Raw genomic sequence first — 19743 nt, 5'->3', positions numbered from 1 at the left:
TCCACACAGGTGTCGGGGGGTTACACGCCGCCGGCGGTGAGCTTCTCCGGGTCCAGCAGGACTTCGAGTTCGCTGCGGGTCAGGTCGGTGTGTTCCAAGGCGACATCGATGACCGGCCGGCCCTGCTGATACGCCTTCTTGGCGATTTCAGCGGCCTTCTGGTAACCGATGATCGGATTCAACGCGGTCACCAGGATCGGGTTGCGCGACAACGCTTCCTTGAGCCTGGCTTCGTTGACCTTGAACGTGGCGATGGCCTTGTCCGCGAGCAAGCGGCTGGCGGTGGACATCAGGGTGATGCTGCTCAGCAGGTTCTGGGCGATGATGGGCAGCATCACGTTCAATTCGAAGTTGCCCGATTGACCGGCGATGGTGATCACCGTGTCGTTGCCGATCACCTGGGCCGCGACCATCGCGGTGGCTTCGGGAATGACCGGGTTGACCTTGCCCGGCATGATCGAGGAACCCGGTTGCAAGCCCTCGAGTTCAATCTCGCCCAGGCCCGCCAACGGCCCGGAATTCATCCAGCGCAGGTCATTGGCGATTTTCATCAGCGACACGGCCGTGGTCTTGAGCTGCCCGGAAACCGCCACGGCGGTGTCCTGGGAGCCGATCAGCGCGAACAGGTTCTTGCCCGGGGTGAATTGCACCTGGGTCAATTGCGTCAGTTGCTGGCTGAACAACTCGGCGAAGCGCGGATGGGCGTTGACTCCGGTCCCCACTGCCGTACCACCCTGGGCCAGGGATTGCAGACTCGGCAGCAGGTCCTGCAAGTGGCCGATATTGGCCTTGAGCTGCTGCGCCCAACCGTCGAGCACCTGACTCAGGCGCACCGGCATGGCGTCCATCAGGTGGGTGCGGCCAGTCTTGATGAACGGGTGGACTTCTTCGCCCTTGCGCTCGATCACCTGCACCAGGTGCAGCAGCGCCGGCAGCAGTTGCTCATGCAAGGCCAACGCGGCGCTGACATGAATGCTGGTGGGGATAATGTCGTTGCTGCTCTGGCCGCAGTTGACGTGGTCGTTCGGGTTGACCGCCTCTCCCAGCAGACCGCTGGCGAGGGTAGCGATCACTTCGTTGGCGTTCATGTTGGAGCTGGTGCCGGAGCCGGTCTGGAAAATATCCACCGGGAAATGATCCATGTAACGGCCTTCGAGCAGCCCCAGGGACGCGTCGACGATGGCCTTGCCCTGGGCCACGCTGATTTGCTCCAGCTCTACGTTGGCCCGGGCGGCTGCGGCCTTGGCCAGGATCAGGGCACGGATGAACGGCGCCGGCATGCGCTGGCCGCTGACCGGGAAGTTATCCACGGCTCGCTGGGTCTGGGCGCCATAGAGGGCGTCCACCGGGACGTGCAACTCGCCCATGCTGTCGCGTTCGATACGGGTATTACTCATCGGGAGATCCTTGCACCAGTTCAATAAGAGGAATCGACGGCGCCAGGGCGCAGGTCGCCAACGCCCAGGCATGGCTCTGCCAGCGCTTGAGGCGGCAGCGGCACAGTGATTGTCGTTCGAGGTCACGCAGGGGACGCCAGGCCTGGTCGAGGCAGAGGCTGCGCCAATGCCAGGGCAGCGCGACATCCGAGGCGGTGTCGAGCAGCAGGCGGAAGGCGGTTTCGGAAATCATCCACGGCGACGTGGCGGTGCAACAGGCCAGGTAGCGGCCCTCGGCCAGGTAGTGCTCGATCAGCCGCGGCTCGTCCGGGTTCATCGCGCAACGGATCTGGCGACTCATCCAGCGCCAGCTTTCAAGGTAGGGTTGTTCGTGCAGGGCAGAACTCATGACCGGGGCTCACTCGGCGAATGAGATTCATTATTAGATGATAATAAGAACCAACACAACCGTGCAGCCGCACAAAATTCACTGTGGCGAGGGAGCTTGCTCCCGCTCGGTTGCGTGTAGGAGCTGCCGAAGGCTGCGATCTTTTGATCTTGATCTTTCGCTTTAGATTCAAGTGTATGGGGAAAGATCGCAGCCTCGTTGCACTCGACAGCTCCTACAGCCGCAGTCCAGCGGGAGCAAGCTCCCTCGCCACAAAAGCGTCCCCGCCGCAGGATTAGCGGGTACAAAAAAGGCGCGTCCCCTAGGGATGACGCGCCTTTTTACTGAACGGGCGTTAGCTACCCGCCACCGTCATCCGCTCGATCAGCACCGAGCCGGTGCGGATGTTGCTGCGCAATTCCAAGTCATTGCCCACAGCCACGATCTGCTTGAACATGTCGCGCATGTTGCCTGCAATGGTCACTTCCTGAACCGGGAACTGAATCTCGCCATTTTCGACCCAGAAACCCGCCGCGCCACGGGAATAATCGCCCGTGACCATGTTCAGGCCATGGCCCATCAGTTCCGTCACCAGCAGGCCCCGGCCCATGCGCCGCAACAAGGCGGCCTGGTCTTCTTCGCCATGGGTGACGAACAGGTTATGCACACCACCGGCATTGGCGGTGCTCGGCATGCCGAGTTTGCGGCCCGAATAAGTGCCAAGGATGTAGGACACCAGCTCGCCCTTTTCCACGAACGGCTTGGCATAGGTGGCCAGGCCGTCGCCGTCGAACGCCGAGCTGCCCATGGCCTGCATCAGGTGCGGGCGTTCGTCGATGGTCATCCATTCCGGGAACAGTTTCTGGCCCAGCGCGCCCTCGAGAAACGACGACTTGCGGTACAGGTTGCCGCCGGACACCGCCGACAGGAAGCTGCCGAACAGACCTCCGGCCAGCTCGGCGGAAAACAGCACCGGCACTTCGCAGGTCGGCACCGGTCGCGCGCCCAGGCGGCTGGCCGCCCGTTGTGCGGCTTTCTGGCCGATGCTTACCGGGTCCGCCAGCAAGGTGCCCTGGCGGCTCACGTCATACCAGTAATCGCGCTGCATCTGGCCGTTGGCTTCGGCGATCATCACGCAACTGAGGCTGTGGCGGGTCGATGCATAACCGCCGATGAAACCGTGGCTGTTGCCGTAGACCCGGCAGCCCTGGTGGGTATTGAGCGTCGTGCCGTCGGCGTTCTTGATCCGGCTGTCGGCCTCGAATGCCGCCGCTTCGCAACGCAGTGCCTGCTCGATGGCCTGCTCGGGGGTGATGTCCCAAGCATGGAACAAGTCAAAGTCCCGCAGTTCCTTGCACATCAGCGCGGCATCGGCCAGGCCCGAGGCTTCGTCTTCGGAGGTGTGCTGGGCAATCGCCAGTGCTGCGGCAACGGTTTCGCGAATGGCGTCCGGGCCGCTGGCCGAGGTGCTGGCCGAACCCTTGCGCTGGCCCACGTACAAGGTGATGCCAAACCCCTGGTCGCGATTGAATTCGACGGTTTCCACCTCGCGCTGGCGCACCGACGTCGACAGGCCCTGCTCCAGCGATACAGCCACTTCACAGGCACTGGCGCCCTGGCGCTTGGCCTCGGCCAGGATCTGCTCGACTTGCTCCTGCAGTGCCGGCAATGCTTGCGGGCCGACGCTTTGAACTGCACTCATGGTGTTCTCCACTCAAATTCTGTTTTCGGTGACGCCCATCGAGCGACCGGGCCGGACAAGCGGCCCCCGACTGGTTATCATGGCGGCGTTTCTTTGCGGACTGCCACCATGGTTGATTCTTACGACGACTCCCTCTACGAGGGTGAAAAAAGCAAATCCCAGGTCAAACGCGAGCTGCATGCTCTGGTTGACCTCGGCGAGCGCCTGACAACACTCAAGCCTGACTTGCTGGCCAAATTGCCCTTGACCGACGCCTTGCGCCGGGCCCTGGCCGATGCGCCCAAGCACACCGCGAATATCGCGCGTAAACGGCACCTGCAATTCATCGGCAAACTGATGCGCGATCAGGACACTGACGCCATCCTGGTGCTGCTCGATCAACTCGATGCCTCCACCCGGCAGTACAACGAACGCTTCCACAACCTGGAACGCTGGCGCGATCGCTTGATCGCAGGCGACGACGGCACCCTGGAAAAATTCGTCATCGACTACCCGGAGGCCGATCGCCAGCAATTGCGCTCCCTGATCCGTCAGGCCCAGCACGAACTGGCGCAGAACAAGCCACCGGCCTCGAGCCGTAAAATCTTCAAGTACATCCGTGAGCTGGACGAGACTCAACGCGGCCTGCGCTGAGTGTCACCCGCTTCACGCCCCTCCAAGGGGCGGCTGTTACCGTGGCGAGGGAGCTTGCTCCCGCTGGGCTACGCAGTAGCCCAGATGCGGTTGCTACGCAACCGAGCGGGAGCAAGCTCCCTCGCCACGGTTCACGCAAGCCCCTCAATATTTTCATGCGCCCGTGCCACCCACGGTAATCGCATCGATCTTCAGGGTCGGCTGGCCGACGCCCACCGGCACCGATTGCCCGTCCTTGCCGCACGTGCCCACTCCACTGTCCAGCGCCAGGTCGTTACCGACCATCGACACCTTGCTCATCGCCTCCGGCCCGTTGCCGATCAGGGTCGCGCCCTTGACCGGTGCGGTGATCTTGCCGTCTTCGATCAGGTAGGCCTCGCTGGTGGAAAACACGAACTTGCCGCTGGTGATGTCCACCTGGCCGCCGCCGAGGTTGGCGCAATAGATGCCTTTTTTCACCGAGGCAATGATTTCCGCCGGATCGCTTTGGCCACCGAGCATGTAGGTGTTGGTCATGCGTGGCATCGGCAGGTGCGCGTAGGATTCACGGCGACCGTTGCCGGTACGGGCCACGCCCATCAATCGGGCGTTGAGCTTGTCCTGCATGTAGCCCTTGAGTACACCGTTTTCGATCAGCGTGGTGCACTCGGTCGGCGTGCCTTCATCGTCAACGCTCAGGGAGCCGCGACGTCCGGCCAGGGTGCCGTCATCGACAATGGTGCAGAGTTTCGAGGCGACCATCTCCCCCATGCGCCCGCTGTAGGCCGAACTGCCCTTGCGGTTGAAATCGCCTTCCAGGCCGTGACCCACTGCTTCGTGCAGCAGCACGCCGGACCAGCCGGACCCAAGCACCACTGGCAATGTGCCCGCAGGCGCCGGGATGGCTTCGAGGTTGACCAATGCCTGGCGCAGCGCTTCACGGGCGTAGCCCATGGCGCGGTCTTCGCTGAGGAAATAACGGTAGTCGGTGCGCCCGCCACCGCCATGGCCGCCGCGCTCACGGCGACCGTTCTGCTCGACGATCACGCTGACGTTGAAGCGCACCAGCGGCCGCACGTCCGCCGCCAGGCCACCGTCGGTGGAAGCCACCAGGATCCGCTCCCAGACCCCGGCCATGCTGACCGACACCTGCTGGATGCGCGGGTCGAGGGCACGGGTGGCGACGTCGATGCGCTTGAGCAGCTCGACTTTTTCGGCGCGGCTCATGACTTCCAGCGGGTTGTCCGGGGCGTAGAGTTGCGCCACGTCCTGGCTGCTGAACGCCTGGACCGTGCCGTTCTGCCCGGCGCGTGAGATCGAGCGGGCCGCACGGGCCGCCGCACCAAGGGCTTCGAGGGTGATGGCGTTGCTGTAGGCAAAACCGGTCTTTTCGCCGGACTGGGCACGCACGCCCACGCCCTGGTCGAGGTTGAAGCTGCCTTCCTTGACGATGCCGTCTTCCAGCGACCAGGACTCGGAAATCTGGCCCTGGAAATACAGGTCGGCGGCATCGATGCCCGGGCCGGCCAGGTCGCCCAGCACGCCTTGCAGGCTGTCGAGGGTCACGCCGCCGGGGGCTAAAAGGTGTTCACTGACTGAGGACAACAACCCGCTCATATGTTTTACGCCTTGAATTCGTCGTCTTGGACAGGCCGCTGTCGAGCGCCCTGCGAGAAAAAGCGCCGATGGCTGGCCACCGGCATGCGCGCCCGGATGGACGCTTGTTCGCTGCTGTCGCGCTCGGCCAACAGCACGGCCTCGCCTTGATCCTGTTGTGCCAGCACGCGGCCCCACGGGTCGACAATGGCCGCATGGCCAAAGGTTTCCCGAGGCCCCGGATGCACGCCGCCCTGGGCGGCCGCCAGCACGTAGCACTGGGTCTCGATGGCCCGGGCGCGGATCAGTACGTCCCAATGGGCCGCGCCGGTCACCGCGGTAAACGCCGACGGCGCCGTGATCAGCTCGGCCCCGGCCGCCCGCAGCTCGCTGTAGAGCTCCGGGAACCGCAAGTCATAACAGACCGTCAGCCCCACCCGGCCGACGGGTGTATCGGCCACCACCACGTTGGCACCGTAAGCATAGTCATCCGACTCGCGATAGCGCCCGCGATTGTCCGCCACGTCCACATCGAACAGGTGCAGCTTGTCGTAGCGCGCCACGATCTGGCCCTGATCGTCGACCAGCAACGAACAGGCGTGGGACCTGGCCTCGGGCTGGTCCACCGGTGGCAACGGCAGCGTGCCGGCCACAATCCATAACTTGAGGTCGCGGGCGGCCTGTTTCAACCAGGGCAGGATCGGTCCCTGACCAAAGGCTTCGGCACGCCCGATATCGGCCACGTCCCGCCGCCCCATCGCCGCGAAATTCTCCGGCAGTACCGCCAGCCTCGCGCCGCCGGCTGCAGCCTGCTCCAGCAGCACCCGGGCGCGGGCCAGGTTGGCGAGCACATCGCTTTGGCTGACCATTTGAATCACGGCGACTGGCATGGTTTCTCCCTAGTGTCGAACCTCCCCTGTGGGAGCGAGCCTGCTCGCGATGGCGGTGGGTCAGTTCACATCTCTTGTACTGATCCTATGCCATCGCGAGCAGGCTCGCTCCCACAGGGACTAGCGTTAACTCGTCAAAACGGTTTGTCGAAGGTGATCTTCGGCTCTTTCCACGGCCCCTTGACGTCGTATCTTACGCTGGCAAAGCGCGCCACGCGGTCACCGATCAGCTTGTCGATCAGAAACAGTGCCCCACCCACCGCCGGCGCGCCAACGATCAGCGCGGCAATCGGCAGGTTGTTGGTCACCGGAAGCGTCACCAGCAGCTTGGCGTCGACCCGGTCGGCCACCATGTCCAGCGTGCCGTTGAGTTCCAGGTTGCTCGACGGCCCGGTCAGGGTAATGGGTTCGCGGGTCACGTACACCCCGTCGCTCGCCACCAGCAGGCCCTTGACCCGGTCGTAGCTCAGGCCCTTGCCGAACAGGTCGGAGAAGTCCAGGCGCAAGCGTCGGCCGATGGAGTTGAAGTTCAGCAAGCCAAATACCCGCAACGCCTGGGCACTGCCTTCGACTTCGACGAACTGGCCCTTGGTCAACGAGGCGTCGAGGCTGCCGGAGAAGCGCTTGGTGGCGACCCACGCCGGCGAACCGGGCCAGCGACCATCGACATCCAGGCGGAATGCCTGGCTGGTCACGCTCGGGGCAAAGCCCCAGCCCTTGAGTACATCGCCCAGGTTTTTGCCGCTGATCCGGCCCTTATACCAACTGCCGGTGGAACCGGGCACGCCTTCCCAGCCGCCGCTGCCGTTCAACACCATGCCCTTGAGGCCCATGTCCAGGTTGTTCAGCGCGATGCCCTTGGCGGTCGGTCGCACTTTCAACGACCACGCGCCGATGAGATCGGGGCCCTGGAACAATTGGTCGATGACGATATCCATGGCCGGGATCTTGCCAGGATCAACCGACGCCAGTGGATCCGGTGCGTTTTCATCCGCCTGGACCGTCGGGTCGGTGGCCGGCAGGCGGACATAATCCAGCCTGATACCAATCGGTGCGGCTTTGGCGTCGGGCAGGCTGACATTGCCCTTGGCCTGCTGACTGTCGAGCCGCAAGGCCCAGGCGTCCGGTTTGCGGTCCAGTTGCACCGACGCCTGGTCCAGGGTCGTACCCATGGCCGTGAGTTTGCCAACGGTCAGATCCACGCTGCTGAGCAGTTGCTTGGCACTGCCGCCCGGGTCCTGGCCGGCGTATTTGCTCACCAAGTCCTGCCAGGGGCTCACGTCCAGTTCCGACAACGTACCCCGCAGTCGCAGCCCCTTGGCGCCGGGCAGTACCGCATCGCCGGCGCCCAGCAACAACTCGCCGCGACCGTCGGCAACTTTCCCGCTCGGCGCGGCGTACGTGAAGCTGGCCAGGTCGCCGTAATCGACCCAATAACGCCGCTCCGGCCCTTGCAGGGTCATGCGAAACACCGTGTCGCGCCCGACATCGGCGGCCATGCCAAAGGGGGCCGGCAGGTCGACGGCCACGCCCTTGAGGCTGGAGCTGACCGACAACTGGCTATCAGCGCCGTCGAGGATCACTTGCAACTGATAGGGCACGACACCGGACACCGGCAGCGGCTGGGTGACATTCAACCAACTGGTGAGCTTCTTGATCTCCACCTGCCCGGACGCCGCGACCCGCGTGTTGAGTGCACCGGCACGGCCCTCGGCGAAAATCTGCGCGGTCACGGGCCGGTCGAATGCCCGGGCACTGATGCCCTTGCCGCTCAGCCCCTTGTTGCTGTCGAAGCGGAAATCGCCCTTGAGCTGGGTCAGTTCCAGCGCCGGTTCGCTGAGTTTGAGCCGGGCCTTGTCGGTGGCGAAATCCACCAGTATTTTTGGTTGCTCGCCCTTGACCAGCGGGATATCGAGCTTCACGCTGCCGTTCAGGTCGCCCTCGCCTTCCCAGCCGGCGAACGTCTCGGCCGTCCCGATCGGCGCGGTCTGGAGAATTTTCAGACCGTCGCCCAGCCCGCCGGCGAACCCGCCGTCCAGCAGCAGATGAGAACTCTGCCCGGTCGGTACGTGGGGAATGGTCACCGAAACATCCTTGACCTGGGTATCGAGCAATTGCCCTTGGCTGGCGAAGATGCGCACGCCGCTGTCTTCGACGAAGACGTCGCCGCTGACCTTGCTGACCGAAGGCCAACCCGGCTGGAACGCCAGTTCGGCGTCATGCACCTTGAAAAACAGGCTGATGCTGCGCGCCGCGTCCCCGGCACCGTGATTGAGCGAGCCTTGATACTGGAAAAAACCCTGGTCCACCGCGCCCTTGACGATTGCCGTGCGCAGCCACTCATCCAGCGCCGGACTGAGGACCGCCGGCAGGTATTTGGCGGTGTAACGTCCATCGCCGTCCACCAGACCGACCCGCAGGTCCATGTAATCTTCCTGGCTGTGGTCCAAATGCAGGCGGATCAGGAAATCGCCGGCAATCCGCCCCTCCTCGCCCAGCACCTTCAGGTACGGCGCGATCAGGGTGAAACTTTGCTTGTCGAGCTTCCAGGTCAGCCGGGCGTTGGCCTGCAGGTACTGCCAGGGCTTGGCGAAGATCGGGTCCAGGTGCAGGGAAAAGTCCTTGCTGTCCATGCGCAGCTCGCCGCCGCCCAGGTCACCGCTCAAACTCCCGGAGACGTTGCGCGCCGCCGGGGCGCCGCGATAGGCATCGAAGCCCACGGTATCGAGGTTGGTGGCGAAGCTGACTTTCTGGTCACCGGTGTTTTGCGGCCGGTAGTCCAGCAGCACGTTGCGCAGGGCACCGGTCACCTTGAGTCGGTCAATGGTCGTGGCCAGGCCTTCGGGCAATGGCGCCAAGGCATTGAGCAACGGTGTGAGCGGGGTCAGGTCGAGGCGGTCGGCCTGCAGATGCCAACGCTCTTCGGCCTGCTCGGTGGCGGCAGTCTGTTGCAGTTGCAGGTGCGATTCCCAGCGGGTCTCGCCCAGGTTCATCGCCAGGGAATCGAAGGTCGCGGTGAACCCTTGGCTGCCGCGCTGGAAATAAGCGTTGAGGGCCAGGTTGTGGATCTGCACCGGCTTGCGTTCGCCATAGGCGCCGTCGAGCTGCGGCGCGTTCAGGCGCATGACCGCACTTTGCACCGTGCCTTCGCCCCAACTGAGCCAGAACTCACCGCCGGCCTGGATCCGGGAGAAATTCCATTGCCGGGTCAGGCGTTTCGGCAGCCATTTGGACCAGTCGCTTTGCGGCAGGCTCAAATAGGCATCGGCCTGGCCATTCTTCCAGTCGCTGGCGCGCAGGCGGGTGCGCAGATTGATTGCCACCGGTTGGCCGTCGGGCAGGGTCAGGCGCGCGTCCAGGCGCTGGCGGGTGGCACCGGTGCGCAGGCTCAAGCCGACGTAGGTCAGGGTCAGTGGCGGTTGCTCGATGGGTTGCAAGGTCACCTGGCTATCGAGCACCGAGAGCTTGGAAACCACCTGCATGTGTTCGAGCAGTTGCTGCGGGTCGAGGGGCTGATCGTCCTTCACCGGCAGGCCTTCCAGGGCCCACTTGCCGTCGGCGCCCTCCTTGAGGCTGATCTTCAGGCCACTGACTTCCAGGTGGGCAATGCGCATTTGTCGTGCCAGCAGGCTGTCCCACAGGTCGGGCACGGCCCGCACCTGATCCAGGTGCAAGGCGTTGGGCCCCTCGCCAACCACCACGTCGCGCGCCGCCAGGATCGGCGCCAGGGCGGCCCAACTGCCGTCGAGGCTGCCGATGTGCACGGGCATGCCCAAGGCGGCACCGGCGCGGGTCTCGACCTCGGCGCGGTATTCGGCCACCAGCGGGACCAACTCGCGGCCGAGGCTGACGTACAACGCCACCAACACCAGCAGCAAGGCGCAAAGCCCCAGCCCCCAACGGGTCAGCGTCGCGATCATGCGTGTCAGACGCTCCATGTCAGTGGGCTCCCCAGGCAAAGACAATCAGATCCGCGGGCCCGCCGCTTCCCAAGCTCTTCAGAGCAACACCACGTCGTATTGTTCCTGGGAGTACATGGTTTCGACCTGGAAGCGAATCGTGCGTCCGATAAACGCTTCCAGCTCCGCGACATTGCCTGACTCCTCGTCAAGCAGGCGGTCCACCACTTTCTGGTTCGCCAACACTCTATAGCCGGTCGCCTGGTAGGCGCGCGCCTCTCGGAGAATTTCCCTGAAGATTTCGTAACACACGGTTTCCGGGGTCTTGAGCTTGCCGCGCCCCTGGCAACTGCTGCACGGCTCGCACAGCACCTGCTCGAGGCTCTCGCGGGTACGCTTGCGGGTCATCTGCACCAGGCCCAACTCGGTGATACCGATGATGTTGGTCTTGGCATGATCGCGTTCGAGTTGTTTTTCCAGGGTCCGCAGCACCTGGCGCTGGTGCTCTTCATCTTCCATGTCGATGAAGTCGATGATGATGATCCCGCCCAGGTTGCGCAGGCGCAGCTGTCGGGCAATCGCCGTGGCGGCTTCCAGGTTGGTCTTGAAGATGGTTTCTTCCAGGTTGCGATGGCCGACGAATGCCCCGGTGTTGACGTCGATGGTGCTCATGGCCTCGGCCGGATCGACCACCAGGTAACCGCCGGACTTGAGCGGCACCTTGCGTTCAAGGGCCTTCTGGATTTCGTCTTCGACGCCATAGAGGTCGAAAATCGGCCGCTCGCCCGGGTAGTGTTCGAGACGGTCAGCAATTTCCGGCATCAGTTCGGCGACGAACTGGGTGGTTTTCTGGAAGGTTTCCCGGGAGTCGATGCGGATCTTCTCGATCTTGGGGCTGACCAGGTCACGCAAGGTCCGCAGCGCCAGGCCCAGGTCTTCGTAGATGACGCTGGGGGTGGCGATGGTCTTGATCTGCGCGGCGATCTGGTCCCAGAGCCTGCGCAGGTAGCGGATGTCCATGAGGATCTCATCGGCCCCGGCCCCTTCGGCGGCGGTGCGCAGGATGAAGCCACCGGTTTCCTTGATGCCCTCTTTTTCCACGCAGTCGCTGACCACCTGCTTTAGGCGCTCGCGCTCGGCTTCGTCTTCGATCTTCAGGGAAATGCCGACGTGGGCGGTACGCGGCATGTACACCAGGTAGCGCGACGGAATCGACAGTTGCGTGGTCAGGCGCGCGCCCTTCGAGCCGATTGGGTCCTTGGTGACCTGCACCACCAGGCTCTGGCCTTCATGCACCAACGCGCTGATGCTCTCCACGGCCGGCCCTTCGCGCATGGAAATTTCCGAGGCGTGGATGAACGCCGCGCGGTCCAGGCCGATGTCGACGAAGGCCGCCTGCATGCCCGGCAGCACCCTTACCACTTTGCCCTTGTAGATATTGCCGACGATGCCACGCTTTTGCGTGCGCTCGACGTGGACCTCTTGCAACACACCGTTTTCAACCACCGCCACGCGCGATTCCATCGGCGTGATGTTGATCAGGATCTCTTCACTCATGGCAGGGTCTCGTTCAGGCATGTTCACGATAATGGCCGCATCAAGTCAGACGGCGCTCAGCGCGCGTTCAAGGTTTGCCAACAGGGTATGCCGAAATGGCCGAGTAGTTCTGCGGTTTCGCACAGCGGCAGGCCGACCACGGCGGAATAACTGCCTTCCAGCCCGGCGACGAACACCGCGCCCAACCCTTGGATACCATAGCTGCCCGCTTTGTCCCGGGGTTCGCCGCTGGCCCAGTAGGCCATCGCTTCCTGTTCCGTGATCGAACGAAAGCGCACCAGGCTGCGCACAACGAGGGATTCACAACGCTGCCCATCCAGTATGGCAATGGCGGTCAATACTTCATGCTCGCGACCGGACAGGCTCAAGAGCATCGTCATGGAATCGGCCTGGTCCAGCGGTTTGCCTAGAATTCGCCCGTCCAGTACCACAGCCGTATCGGCGCCCAACACGCAGCCATCCATGCCGACGTCCAGGGCTCGCCGACCCGCCTCGGCCTTGCCGCACGCCAGGCGCTCGACATAGGCCGATGGGGTTTCGTGGTCCAGGGGCGTTTCATCGATGTCCGCGCCGACGGCGGTAAAGGGCACGCCGATCTGCGTGAGCAGCTCACGCCGACGCGGCGAGCCTGAGGCGAGGTAAAGCGGTTTCATCAAGACATCTCCCTAACGCGACCGGCTTTTGTGGCCAAAGATTGCTCCCGCCGGGCTGCGCCGTAGGAGCTGACGAGCGAAGCGAGGCTGCGATCTTGCCCCAGACAATTGAGTTGCAAGCGAAAGATCAAGATCAAAAGATCGCAGGCTTCGCCAGCTCCTACAAAGCCCAGCGGGATTCAATCTTTCGCCACAGGGATGTAAGTCATCAAAAAAAGTGTAGATATCCCGAGCGAATCAGTTGATTTTGAAACGCAGGCGCAGGCCACGCAAACCGAAGCTGACCCACGGCCAGAGCAAGGCGCTGACCAGGGCCGGCAAGACCAGCGCCAGGGTCGGCTGGCGATTGCCGGTCAGCGCGCTGAGCCACAATTGCACCAGTTGCGCCAGGCCGAAGATCACCAGGATCACCAGGCACTGTTGCCACATGGGGAACATCCGCAGGCGTTGTTGCAGCGACAGCACCAGGAAAGTGATCAGCGTCAGGATCAATGCGTTCTGCCCCAGCAGCGTGCCGTAAAGCACGTCCTCGGCCAGGCCCAGGCACCAGGCGGTGACCATGCCGACCTTGTGAGGCAGGGCCAGCGCCCAGAAGGCCAGCAGCAGGGCCAGCCACAGGGGACGCAGGATTTCCATGAACTGCGGCAGCGGCGAAACGCTGAGCAACAGGCCGATGGCGAAGGTCAGCCAGACCATCCAGCCGTTACCGGATTGGGTACTGCTCATTCTTCTCGTGCTCCCCTGGGCGCCGGTGCAGTGGCGGGTGTCGAGGCCGGTGGTCGGGCCGCGGGCCTCGCAGGCTGGGACGCCGGCGCGTGGGTGGCCGGCCTGGCGGGTGTCGCGGCAGGCGTGGCGGGTGCGGTCGACGGCGTGGTGGCCGGGGCGGTTGCGGCGGGTGTTGTCGCTTGGGGCTTGGGCACCGTGGCCGGTACTGCGGGCGCTGCGGGTGCAGGTGCAGCCGGAGCGGCCGACTCGCCGCCCTGGCGGTCCTGGGCTTCCTGGGCCACGGCGGCGTCGTTGGCACGCTCTTCGGGCGTGCGGTTGTCACTGAAGACCAGCAGCAGGTAGCGGCTGCGATTCAGCGCCGCCGTCGGCACAGCGCGGACAATCGCGAACGGCTGGCCGGAGTCATGGATGACTTCCTTGACCGTCGCCACCGGGTACCCGGCCGGGAAACGCTGGCCGAGGCCGGAGCTGACCAGCAGGTCGCCTTCCTTGATGTCGGCGGTGTCGGCCACGTGCCGCAGTTCCAGGCGCTCCGGGTTGCCGGTGCCGCTGGCGATCGCCCGCAGGCCGTTGCGGTTGACCTGCACCGGAATGCTGTGGGTGGTATCGGTCAGCAACAGTACGCGCGATGTGTAGGGCATCAACTCCACCACCTGGCCCATCAGGCCCCGGGCGTCGAGCACCGGTTGGCCGAGGACCACGCCGTCGCGCTCGCCCTTGTTGATCAGGATGCGGTGGGTGAAGGGGTTGGGGTCCATGCCGATCAACTCGGCCACTTCGACCTTCTCGTTGACCAGTGCGGAGGAGTTGAGCAACTCGCGCAGCCGCACGTTCTGCTCGGTGAGGGCTGCCAGCTTCTGCATGCGCCCCTGCAACAGCAGGTTTTCGGTCTTGAGTTTTTCGTTTTCGGCGACCAGTTCGGTCCGACTGCCAAACTGACTGGCGACACCTTGCCACAAGCGCTGCGGCAAGTCGGTGATCCAATAGGATTCCATCAACACCAGCGACATCTGGCTGCGTACAGGCTTGAGCAGCGTGAAGCGGGCATCGACCACCATCAGCGCGACCGACAGCACGGTCAGCACCAGCAGGCGCACGCCCAATGAGGGGCCTTTGGCGAAAAGCGGTTTAATAGGCCGCTCCTCCCAGGCAAATGTTTTCTTTATTCATACGGCATCAAACCGGCCTGGATACGAATGACAGAAGATAAACGCCAACGGGCAGCACTGCAAAGTGCTGCCCGGGCGCAAACAACATAGACCACTCAGCCAGACTTATTCGCTGGAGAGCAGGTCCATGGTGTGCTTGTCCATCATTTCCAGCGCACGGCCACCGCCGCGGGCAACGCAGGTCAACGGGTCTTCGGCAACGATCACCGGCAGGCCGGTTTCCTGGGCCAGCAGCTTGTCGAGGTCACGCAACAGCGCGCCACCACCGGTCAGCACCAGGCCGCGCTCGGCGATGTCCGAGGCCAGTTCCGGCGGCGACTGCTCCAGGGCGCTCTTGACGGCCTGGACGATGGTCGCCAGCGACTCTTGCAGCGCTTCGAGCACTTCGTTGGAATTGAGGGTGAACGCCCGTGGAACGCCTTCGGCCAGGTTGCGACCGCGTACGTCGACTTCACGCACTTCGCCGCCCGGGTAGGCCGTGCCGATTTCCTGCTTGATGCGCTCGGCGGTGGATTCGCCGATCAGGCTGCCGTAGTTGCGACGCACGTAGGTGATGATCGCTTCGTCGAAACGGTCGCCGCCCACACGTACGGATTCGGCGTAGACCACACCGTTGAGGGAGATCAGCGCGATTTCAGTGGTACCGCCACCGATGTCGACGACCATGGAGCCGCGGGCTTCTTCCACCGGCAGGCCGGCACCGATGGCAGCGGCCATCGGCTCTTCGATCAGGAACACCTCACGGGCACCGGCACCGAGGGCCGATTCACGGATAGCGCGACGCTCTACCTGGGTGGACTTGCATGGCACGCAGATCAGCACACGAGGGCTGGGCTGCAGGAAACTGTTTTCGTGAACCTTGTTGATGAAGTACTGCAGCATCTTTTCGCAGACGCTGAAGTCGGCGATCACGCCGTCCTTCATGGGGCGAATGGCTGCGATGTTGCCCGGTGTACGGCCCAGCATGCGCTTGGCTTCGGTACCGACAGCCACGACACTTTTCTGGTTACCGTGGGTGCGGATGGCCACGACCGAGGGTTCATTCAGGACGATACCGCGCTCGCGCACGTAAATAAGGGTGTTGGCAGTGCCCAGGTCGATGGAAAGATCGCTGGAAAACATGCCACGCAGTTTCTTGAACATGGGAAAGGGACCCTAGGCAACGCGTGGGTAAAAAAGTGCGGCAAACTCTAACAACGACAGGGATTTTGGGCAAGGCGCCAATATGTTAAATTGGCCGCTTTTCTGTGCACCAAACCCCGAAATCGCGGCCGTAGGGCCGTAGAAATGCGGTAGTGTTCCGACAATCTAACACACGGACAGACTGCGTCCGTTTTGTTTTCCACTGGAGAATCCCATGGCGCTTGAACGCTCCGACGTGGAAAAAATCGCTCATCTGGCCTGTCTGGGCCTCAATGAAGCCGATCTTCCACACATCACTTCTGCCCTGAACAGCATTCTGGGGCTGGTCGACGAGATGCAGGCGGTCGATACCGACGGTATCGAACCGCTGGCCCACCCACTGGAAGCCAGCCAGCGCCTGCGCGCCGACGTCGTGACCGAGTCCAATCACCGCGAGGCCTACCAGTCCATCGCACCAGCGGTCGAAAACGGCCTGTACCTGGTTCCGAAAGTCATCGACTAAAGGGAAAGAGCCTCTCATGCATCACATGACCCTGGCCGAGATCGCCCGCGGACTCGCCGATAAAAAGTTTTCCTCCGAAGAGCTGACCCAGGTCCTGCTGGCGCGTATCGCCCAGCTCGACCCACAGCTCAACAGTTTCATCAGCCTCACCCAGGAGCTGGCCCTGAGCCAGGCCAAGGCCGCCGACGCCCGCCGCGCCAACGGTGAGACCGGCGCCCTGCTCGGTGCGCCAATCGCCCACAAGGACTTGTTCTGCACCCAGGGCATCCGCACCAGCTGCGGCTCGAAGATGCTCGACAACTTCAAGGCCCCGTACGATGCCACCGTGGTCGCCAAGCTGGCCGCCGCTGGCACGGTGACCCTGGGCAAGACCAACATGGACGAATTCGCCATGGGCTCGGCCAACGAGTCGAGCTACTACGGCGCGGTGAAGAACCCGTGGAACCTGGAACACGTACCGGGCGGCTCGTCCGGCGGTTCCGCCGCCGCCGTGGCCGCGCGCCTGTTGCCGGCCGCCACCGCCACCGACACCGGCGGCTCGATTCGCCAGCCGGCGGCGTTCACCAACCTCACCGGCCTCAAGCCGACCTACGGTCGCGTTTCGCGCTGGGGCATGATCGCCTACGCCTCCAGCCTCGACCAGGGCGGCCCGCTGGCGCGCACCGCCGAAGACTGCGCGATCCTGCTGCAAGGCATGGCGGGCTTCGACCCGAACGACTCCACCAGCATCGATGAGCCCGTGCCGGACTACAGCGCCAGCCTCAACGGCTCGCTGCAAGGCCTGCGCATCGGCGTGCCAAAGGAGTACTTCAGCGCCGGCCTCGACCCACGCATCGCCGAACTGGTTCATAACAGCGTCAAGGAGCTGGAGAAGCTCGGCGCGGTCATCAAGGAAATCAGCCTGCCGAACATGCAGCACGCCATTCCGGCGTACTACGTGATCGCCCCGGCGGAAGCGTCCTCGAACCTGTCGCGTTTCGACGGCGTGCGCTTCGGCCATCGCTGCGAGAACCCGGAAAACCTGGTCGACCTGTACAAGCGCTCCCGTGGCGAAGGCTTCGGCGCCGAAGTGCAGCGCCGGATCATGGTCGGCGCCTATGCGCTGTCCGCCGGCTACTACGATGCCTACTACCTCAAGGCGCAGAAAATCCGCCGCCTGGTGAAGAACGACTTCATGGCCGCCTTCAACGAGGTCGACATCATCCTCGGCCCGACCACGCCGAACCCGGCCTGGAAGCTCGGCGCCAAGAACAGCGACCCGATCGCCGAGTATCTGGAAGACGTCTACACCATCACCGCCAACCTCGCCGGCTTGCCGGGCCTGTCCATGCCGGCCGGTTTCGTCGATGGCCTGCCGGTGGGCGTGCAGCTGCTCGCGCCGTATTTCCAGGAAGGCCGCCTGCTCAACGTGGCGCACCAGTACCAGCTCAATACTGACTGGCACACCCGCACCCCAACCGGCTTCTGAGGAGAAACACATGCAATGGGAAGTCGTGATCGGGCTGGAGATTCATACCCAGCTCACCACCCGGTCGAAAATCTTTTCCGGTAGCTCGACCACATTCGGTTCCGAGCCCAACACCCAGGCCAGCCTGGTGGACCTGGGCATGCCCGGCGTGCTGCCAGTGCTCAACGCCGAAGCGGTGCGCATGGCGGTGATGTTCGGCCTGGCGATTGACGCCGAGATCGGCCAGCACAACGTGTTCGCCCGCAAGAACTACTTCTACCCGGACCTGCCCAAGGGCTACCAGATCAGCCAGATGGAACTGCCGATCGTCGGCAAGGGCTACTTGGACATCGCCCTGGAAGACGGCACGGTCAAGCGCGTCGGCATCACCCGGGCGCACCTGGAAGAAGATGCCGGCAAGAGCCTGCACGAAGAATTCAACGGCGCCACCGGCATCGACCTGAACCGTGCCGGCACACCGCTGCTGGAAATCGTCTCCGAGCCGGACATGCGCAGCGCCAAGGAAGCCGTGGCCTACGTCAAGGCGATCCACGCGCTGGTGCGCTACCTGGGTATCTGCGACGGCAACATGGCCGAAGGTTCGCTGCGCTGCGACTGCAACGTGTCGATCCGGCCCAAGGGCCAGGTCGAGTTCGGCACCCGCTGCGAGATCAAGAACGTCAACTCGTTCCGTTTCATCGAGAAGGCGATCAACAGCGAGATCCAGCGCCAGATCGAACTGATCGAGGACGGCGGCAAGGTCATCCAGCAGACCCGCCTGTACGACCCGAACAAGGACGAGACCCGTCCGATGCGCAGCAAGGAAGAAGCCAACGACTACCGTTACTTCCCCGACCCGGACCTGCTGCCAGTGGTCATCGAGAATTCGTTCCTCGATGACGTACGTGCCACTCTGCCGGAACTCCCGCCACAGAAGCGCGAGCGTTTCCAGGCGCAGTTCGGCCTGTCGAGCTATGACGCAAACGTCCTGGCCACCAGCCGCGAACAGGCCGATTACTTCGAAAAAGTCGTGAGCATCGGCGGCGACGCCAAGCTGGCGGCCAACTGGGTGATGGTCGAGTTGGGCAGCCTGTTGAACAAGCAGGGCCTGGAAATCGATGAGTCGCCGGTCTCCGCCGAGCAATTGGGCGGCATGCTGGTGCGGATCAAGGACAACACCATTTCCGGCAAGATCGCCAAGATGGTGTTCGAAGCCATGGCCAATGGTGAGGGCAGCGCCGATGAGATCATCGAGAAGCGCGGCTTGAAGCAGGTCACCGACACCGGCGCGATTTCCGCCGTGCTCGATGAAATGCTCGCGGCCAACGCCGAACAGGTCGAACAGTACCGTGCGGCAGACGAAGCCAAGCGCGGCAAGATGTTCGGCTTCTTCGTCGGCCAGGCCATGAAAGCCTCCAAGGGCAAGGCCAACCCGCAACAGGTCAACGAACTGCTCAAAAGCAAGCTCGAAGGCTGATTGCCATGGAGCCAGTCTTCCAATCTGGCTCAACCCCCTGTGGCGAGGGAGCTTGCTCTCGCTGGGTCGCGAAGCGGCCCCCAACAATCTGCTACCAGATTCAGGGGGCTGCTGCGCAGCCCAGCGGGAGCAAGCTCCCTCGCCACATTAATTTTCACAACCACACTGATGTGGGAAACTCCTTGATGAAGCGTCTCCTCGGCGCCTGCGCCCTGCTGTCCCTGCTGGCCGGTTGCGCCAGCCAGAGCGGGACGGTCGATCCACACGGCTACGACCAGACCGGCGTCGCCTCTTATTACGGTGCCAGGCACCATGGCAAGCGCACCGCCAGCGGCGAGCGCTTCGACCAGCATGGCCTGACTGCCGCCCATCGCCAGTTGCCGTTCGGCACCCGGGTGAAAGTCACCAACCTGAAAAACAACGACAGCGTCGTGGTCCGCATCAATGATCGCGGCCCGTATACTCGTGGCCGCTTGATCGACGTGTCCCGCGAAGCCGCCGAGCAACTGGGCATGTTGCGCAGCGGCACCGCCCGGGTACGCGTGCAAGCCCTCGACGATTGATAGACGGAGCCCGGCCATTTCCCTACTCACCGCCCTACCGCTG

The 19743-nt window shown here is 63.5% G+C and carries 16 protein-coding genes; 5 read left to right on the top strand and 11 right to left on the bottom strand.

Annotated elements, in window-relative coordinates; genetic code table 11:
• Window positions 1-20: 20 nt before the first annotated feature.
• From AD659_RS03700 to pmbA, 3 genes are all read right to left on the bottom strand, one after another.
• Window positions 21-1397 (bottom strand): class II fumarate hydratase, encoded by a 1377-nt coding sequence (locus tag AD659_RS03700; protein WP_053118470.1) that lies wholly within the window; start codon window positions 1395-1397, stop codon window positions 21-23.
• A complete protein-coding gene (locus tag AD659_RS03695) occupies window positions 1390-1785 on the bottom strand; it encodes a hypothetical protein (protein ID WP_053118468.1) in 396 nt (131 codons plus the stop codon). The genes AD659_RS03700 and AD659_RS03695 overlap by 8 nt, the downstream gene beginning before the upstream one ends.
• A gap of 334 nt (window positions 1786-2119) precedes the next feature.
• Window positions 2120-3466: a metalloprotease PmbA gene (gene pmbA, locus AD659_RS03690; protein ID WP_053118467.1), complete on the bottom strand. Its 1347-nt coding sequence runs from the start codon at window positions 3464-3466 to the stop codon at window positions 2120-2122.
• Between the two features lie 108 nt (window positions 3467-3574).
• On the opposite strand from pmbA, the gene yjgA reads away from it, so the two are divergent.
• A complete protein-coding gene (yjgA, locus tag AD659_RS03685) occupies window positions 3575-4099 on the top strand; it encodes a ribosome biogenesis factor YjgA (protein WP_014336624.1) in 525 nt (174 codons plus the stop codon).
• A gap of 153 nt (window positions 4100-4252) precedes the next feature.
• Here the strand turns inward: yjgA and tldD are convergent, their stop codons facing one another.
• The 8 genes from tldD to mreB all read right to left on the bottom strand — a co-directional run bounded on the left by tldD (window position 4253) and on the right by mreB (window position 15711).
• Window positions 4253-5695 carry a metalloprotease TldD gene (gene tldD, locus AD659_RS03680; protein WP_053118465.1) on the bottom strand — a complete coding sequence of 481 codons (1443 nt, stop codon included), beginning with the start codon at window positions 5693-5695 and terminating at the stop codon, window positions 4253-4255.
• 5 nt (window positions 5696-5700) lie between these two features.
• Window positions 5701-6564 carry a carbon-nitrogen hydrolase family protein gene (locus AD659_RS03675; protein WP_053118464.1) on the bottom strand — a complete coding sequence of 288 codons (864 nt, stop codon included), beginning with the start codon at window positions 6562-6564 and terminating at the stop codon, window positions 5701-5703.
• Between the two features lie 134 nt (window positions 6565-6698).
• Window positions 6699-10502 (bottom strand): YhdP family protein, encoded by a 3804-nt coding sequence (locus AD659_RS03670; RefSeq protein ID WP_053118463.1) that lies wholly within the window; start codon window positions 10500-10502, stop codon window positions 6699-6701.
• A gap of 60 nt (window positions 10503-10562) precedes the next feature.
• Window positions 10563-12020 (bottom strand): ribonuclease G, encoded by a 1458-nt coding sequence (rng, locus tag AD659_RS03665; protein WP_053118461.1) that lies wholly within the window; start codon window positions 12018-12020, stop codon window positions 10563-10565.
• 56 nt (window positions 12021-12076) lie between these two features.
• Window positions 12077-12673: a Maf family protein gene (locus tag AD659_RS03660; RefSeq protein WP_053118460.1), complete on the bottom strand. Its 597-nt coding sequence runs from the start codon at window positions 12671-12673 to the stop codon at window positions 12077-12079.
• A gap of 237 nt (window positions 12674-12910) precedes the next feature.
• On the bottom strand, window positions 12911-13399 hold the full coding sequence (mreD, locus tag AD659_RS03655) for a rod shape-determining protein MreD (protein ID WP_003197820.1): 489 nt from the start codon (window positions 13397-13399) through the stop codon (window positions 12911-12913).
• A complete protein-coding gene (mreC, locus tag AD659_RS03650) occupies window positions 13396-14532 on the bottom strand; it encodes a rod shape-determining protein MreC (protein ID WP_082343509.1) in 1137 nt (378 codons plus the stop codon). Before mreC ends, mreD begins: the two co-directional genes overlap by 4 nt.
• 141 nt (window positions 14533-14673) lie before the next feature.
• A complete protein-coding gene (gene mreB, locus AD659_RS03645) occupies window positions 14674-15711 on the bottom strand; it encodes a rod shape-determining protein MreB (protein WP_002555108.1) in 1038 nt (345 codons plus the stop codon).
• Between the two features lie 214 nt (window positions 15712-15925).
• Between mreB and gatC the strand changes: the two genes are divergently transcribed.
• The 4 genes from gatC (at window position 15926) to AD659_RS03625 (ending at window position 19700) form a co-directional block, all read left to right on the top strand.
• Complete coding sequence (gene gatC, locus AD659_RS03640) at window positions 15926-16213, top strand: Asp-tRNA(Asn)/Glu-tRNA(Gln) amidotransferase subunit GatC (protein WP_020297123.1); 288 nt, start codon at window positions 15926-15928, stop codon at window positions 16211-16213.
• A gap of 16 nt (window positions 16214-16229) precedes the next feature.
• Complete coding sequence (gene gatA / locus AD659_RS03635; RefSeq protein ID WP_053118458.1) at window positions 16230-17681, top strand: Asp-tRNA(Asn)/Glu-tRNA(Gln) amidotransferase subunit GatA; 1452 nt, start codon at window positions 16230-16232, stop codon at window positions 17679-17681.
• 10 nt (window positions 17682-17691) lie between these two features.
• Entirely contained in the window at window positions 17692-19137 is a 1446-nt protein-coding gene (gene gatB, locus AD659_RS03630; protein WP_053118456.1) for an Asp-tRNA(Asn)/Glu-tRNA(Gln) amidotransferase subunit GatB, read from the top strand.
• 185 nt (window positions 19138-19322) lie between these two features.
• On the top strand, window positions 19323-19700 hold the full coding sequence (locus AD659_RS03625; protein ID WP_039592255.1) for a septal ring lytic transglycosylase RlpA family protein: 378 nt from the start codon (window positions 19323-19325) through the stop codon (window positions 19698-19700).
• The last annotated feature ends 43 nt before the right edge of the window (window positions 19701-19743 follow it).

Source organism: Pseudomonas thivervalensis, from assembly GCF_001269655.1.
Classification (GTDB): Bacteria; Pseudomonadota; Gammaproteobacteria; order Pseudomonadales; family Pseudomonadaceae; genus Aquipseudomonas; species Aquipseudomonas thivervalensis.
The sequence above is the reverse complement of the archived record's forward strand: the minus strand, read 5'-3'. Positions and strand labels throughout refer to the sequence as shown.

Excerpts from the sequence above, each read along its gene's own strand:
- AD659_RS03700 (WP_053118470.1), bottom strand. The coding sequence starts at position 1,397 with ATGAGTAATACCCGTATCGAACGCGACAGCATGGGCGAGTTGCACGTC.
- AD659_RS03695 (WP_053118468.1), bottom strand. The coding sequence starts at position 1,785 with ATGAGTTCTGCCCTGCACGAACAACCCTACCTTGAAAGCTGGCGCTGG.
- pmbA (WP_053118467.1), bottom strand. The coding sequence starts at position 3,466 with ATGAGTGCAGTTCAAAGCGTCGGCCCGCAAGCATTGCCGGCACTGCAG.
- yjgA (WP_014336624.1), top strand. The coding sequence starts at position 3,575 with ATGGTTGATTCTTACGACGACTCCCTCTACGAGGGTGAAAAAAGCAAA.
- tldD (WP_053118465.1), bottom strand. The coding sequence starts at position 5,695 with ATGAGCGGGTTGTTGTCCTCAGTCAGTGAACACCTTTTAGCCCCCGGC.
- AD659_RS03675 (WP_053118464.1), bottom strand. The coding sequence starts at position 6,564 with ATGCCAGTCGCCGTGATTCAAATGGTCAGCCAAAGCGATGTGCTCGCC.
- AD659_RS03670 (WP_053118463.1), bottom strand. The coding sequence starts at position 10,502 with ATGGAGCGTCTGACACGCATGATCGCGACGCTGACCCGTTGGGGGCTG.
- rng (WP_053118461.1), bottom strand. The coding sequence starts at position 12,020 with ATGAGTGAAGAGATCCTGATCAACATCACGCCGATGGAATCGCGCGTG.
- AD659_RS03660 (WP_053118460.1), bottom strand. The coding sequence starts at position 12,673 with ATGAAACCGCTTTACCTCGCCTCAGGCTCGCCGCGTCGGCGTGAGCTG.
- mreD (WP_003197820.1), bottom strand. The coding sequence starts at position 13,399 with ATGAGCAGTACCCAATCCGGTAACGGCTGGATGGTCTGGCTGACCTTC.
- mreB (WP_002555108.1), bottom strand. The coding sequence starts at position 15,711 with ATGTTCAAGAAACTGCGTGGCATGTTTTCCAGCGATCTTTCCATCGAC.
- gatC (WP_020297123.1), top strand. The coding sequence starts at position 15,926 with ATGGCGCTTGAACGCTCCGACGTGGAAAAAATCGCTCATCTGGCCTGT.
- gatA (WP_053118458.1), top strand. The coding sequence starts at position 16,230 with ATGCATCACATGACCCTGGCCGAGATCGCCCGCGGACTCGCCGATAAA.
- gatB (WP_053118456.1), top strand. The coding sequence starts at position 17,692 with ATGCAATGGGAAGTCGTGATCGGGCTGGAGATTCATACCCAGCTCACC.
- AD659_RS03625 (WP_039592255.1), top strand. The coding sequence starts at position 19,323 with ATGAAGCGTCTCCTCGGCGCCTGCGCCCTGCTGTCCCTGCTGGCCGGT.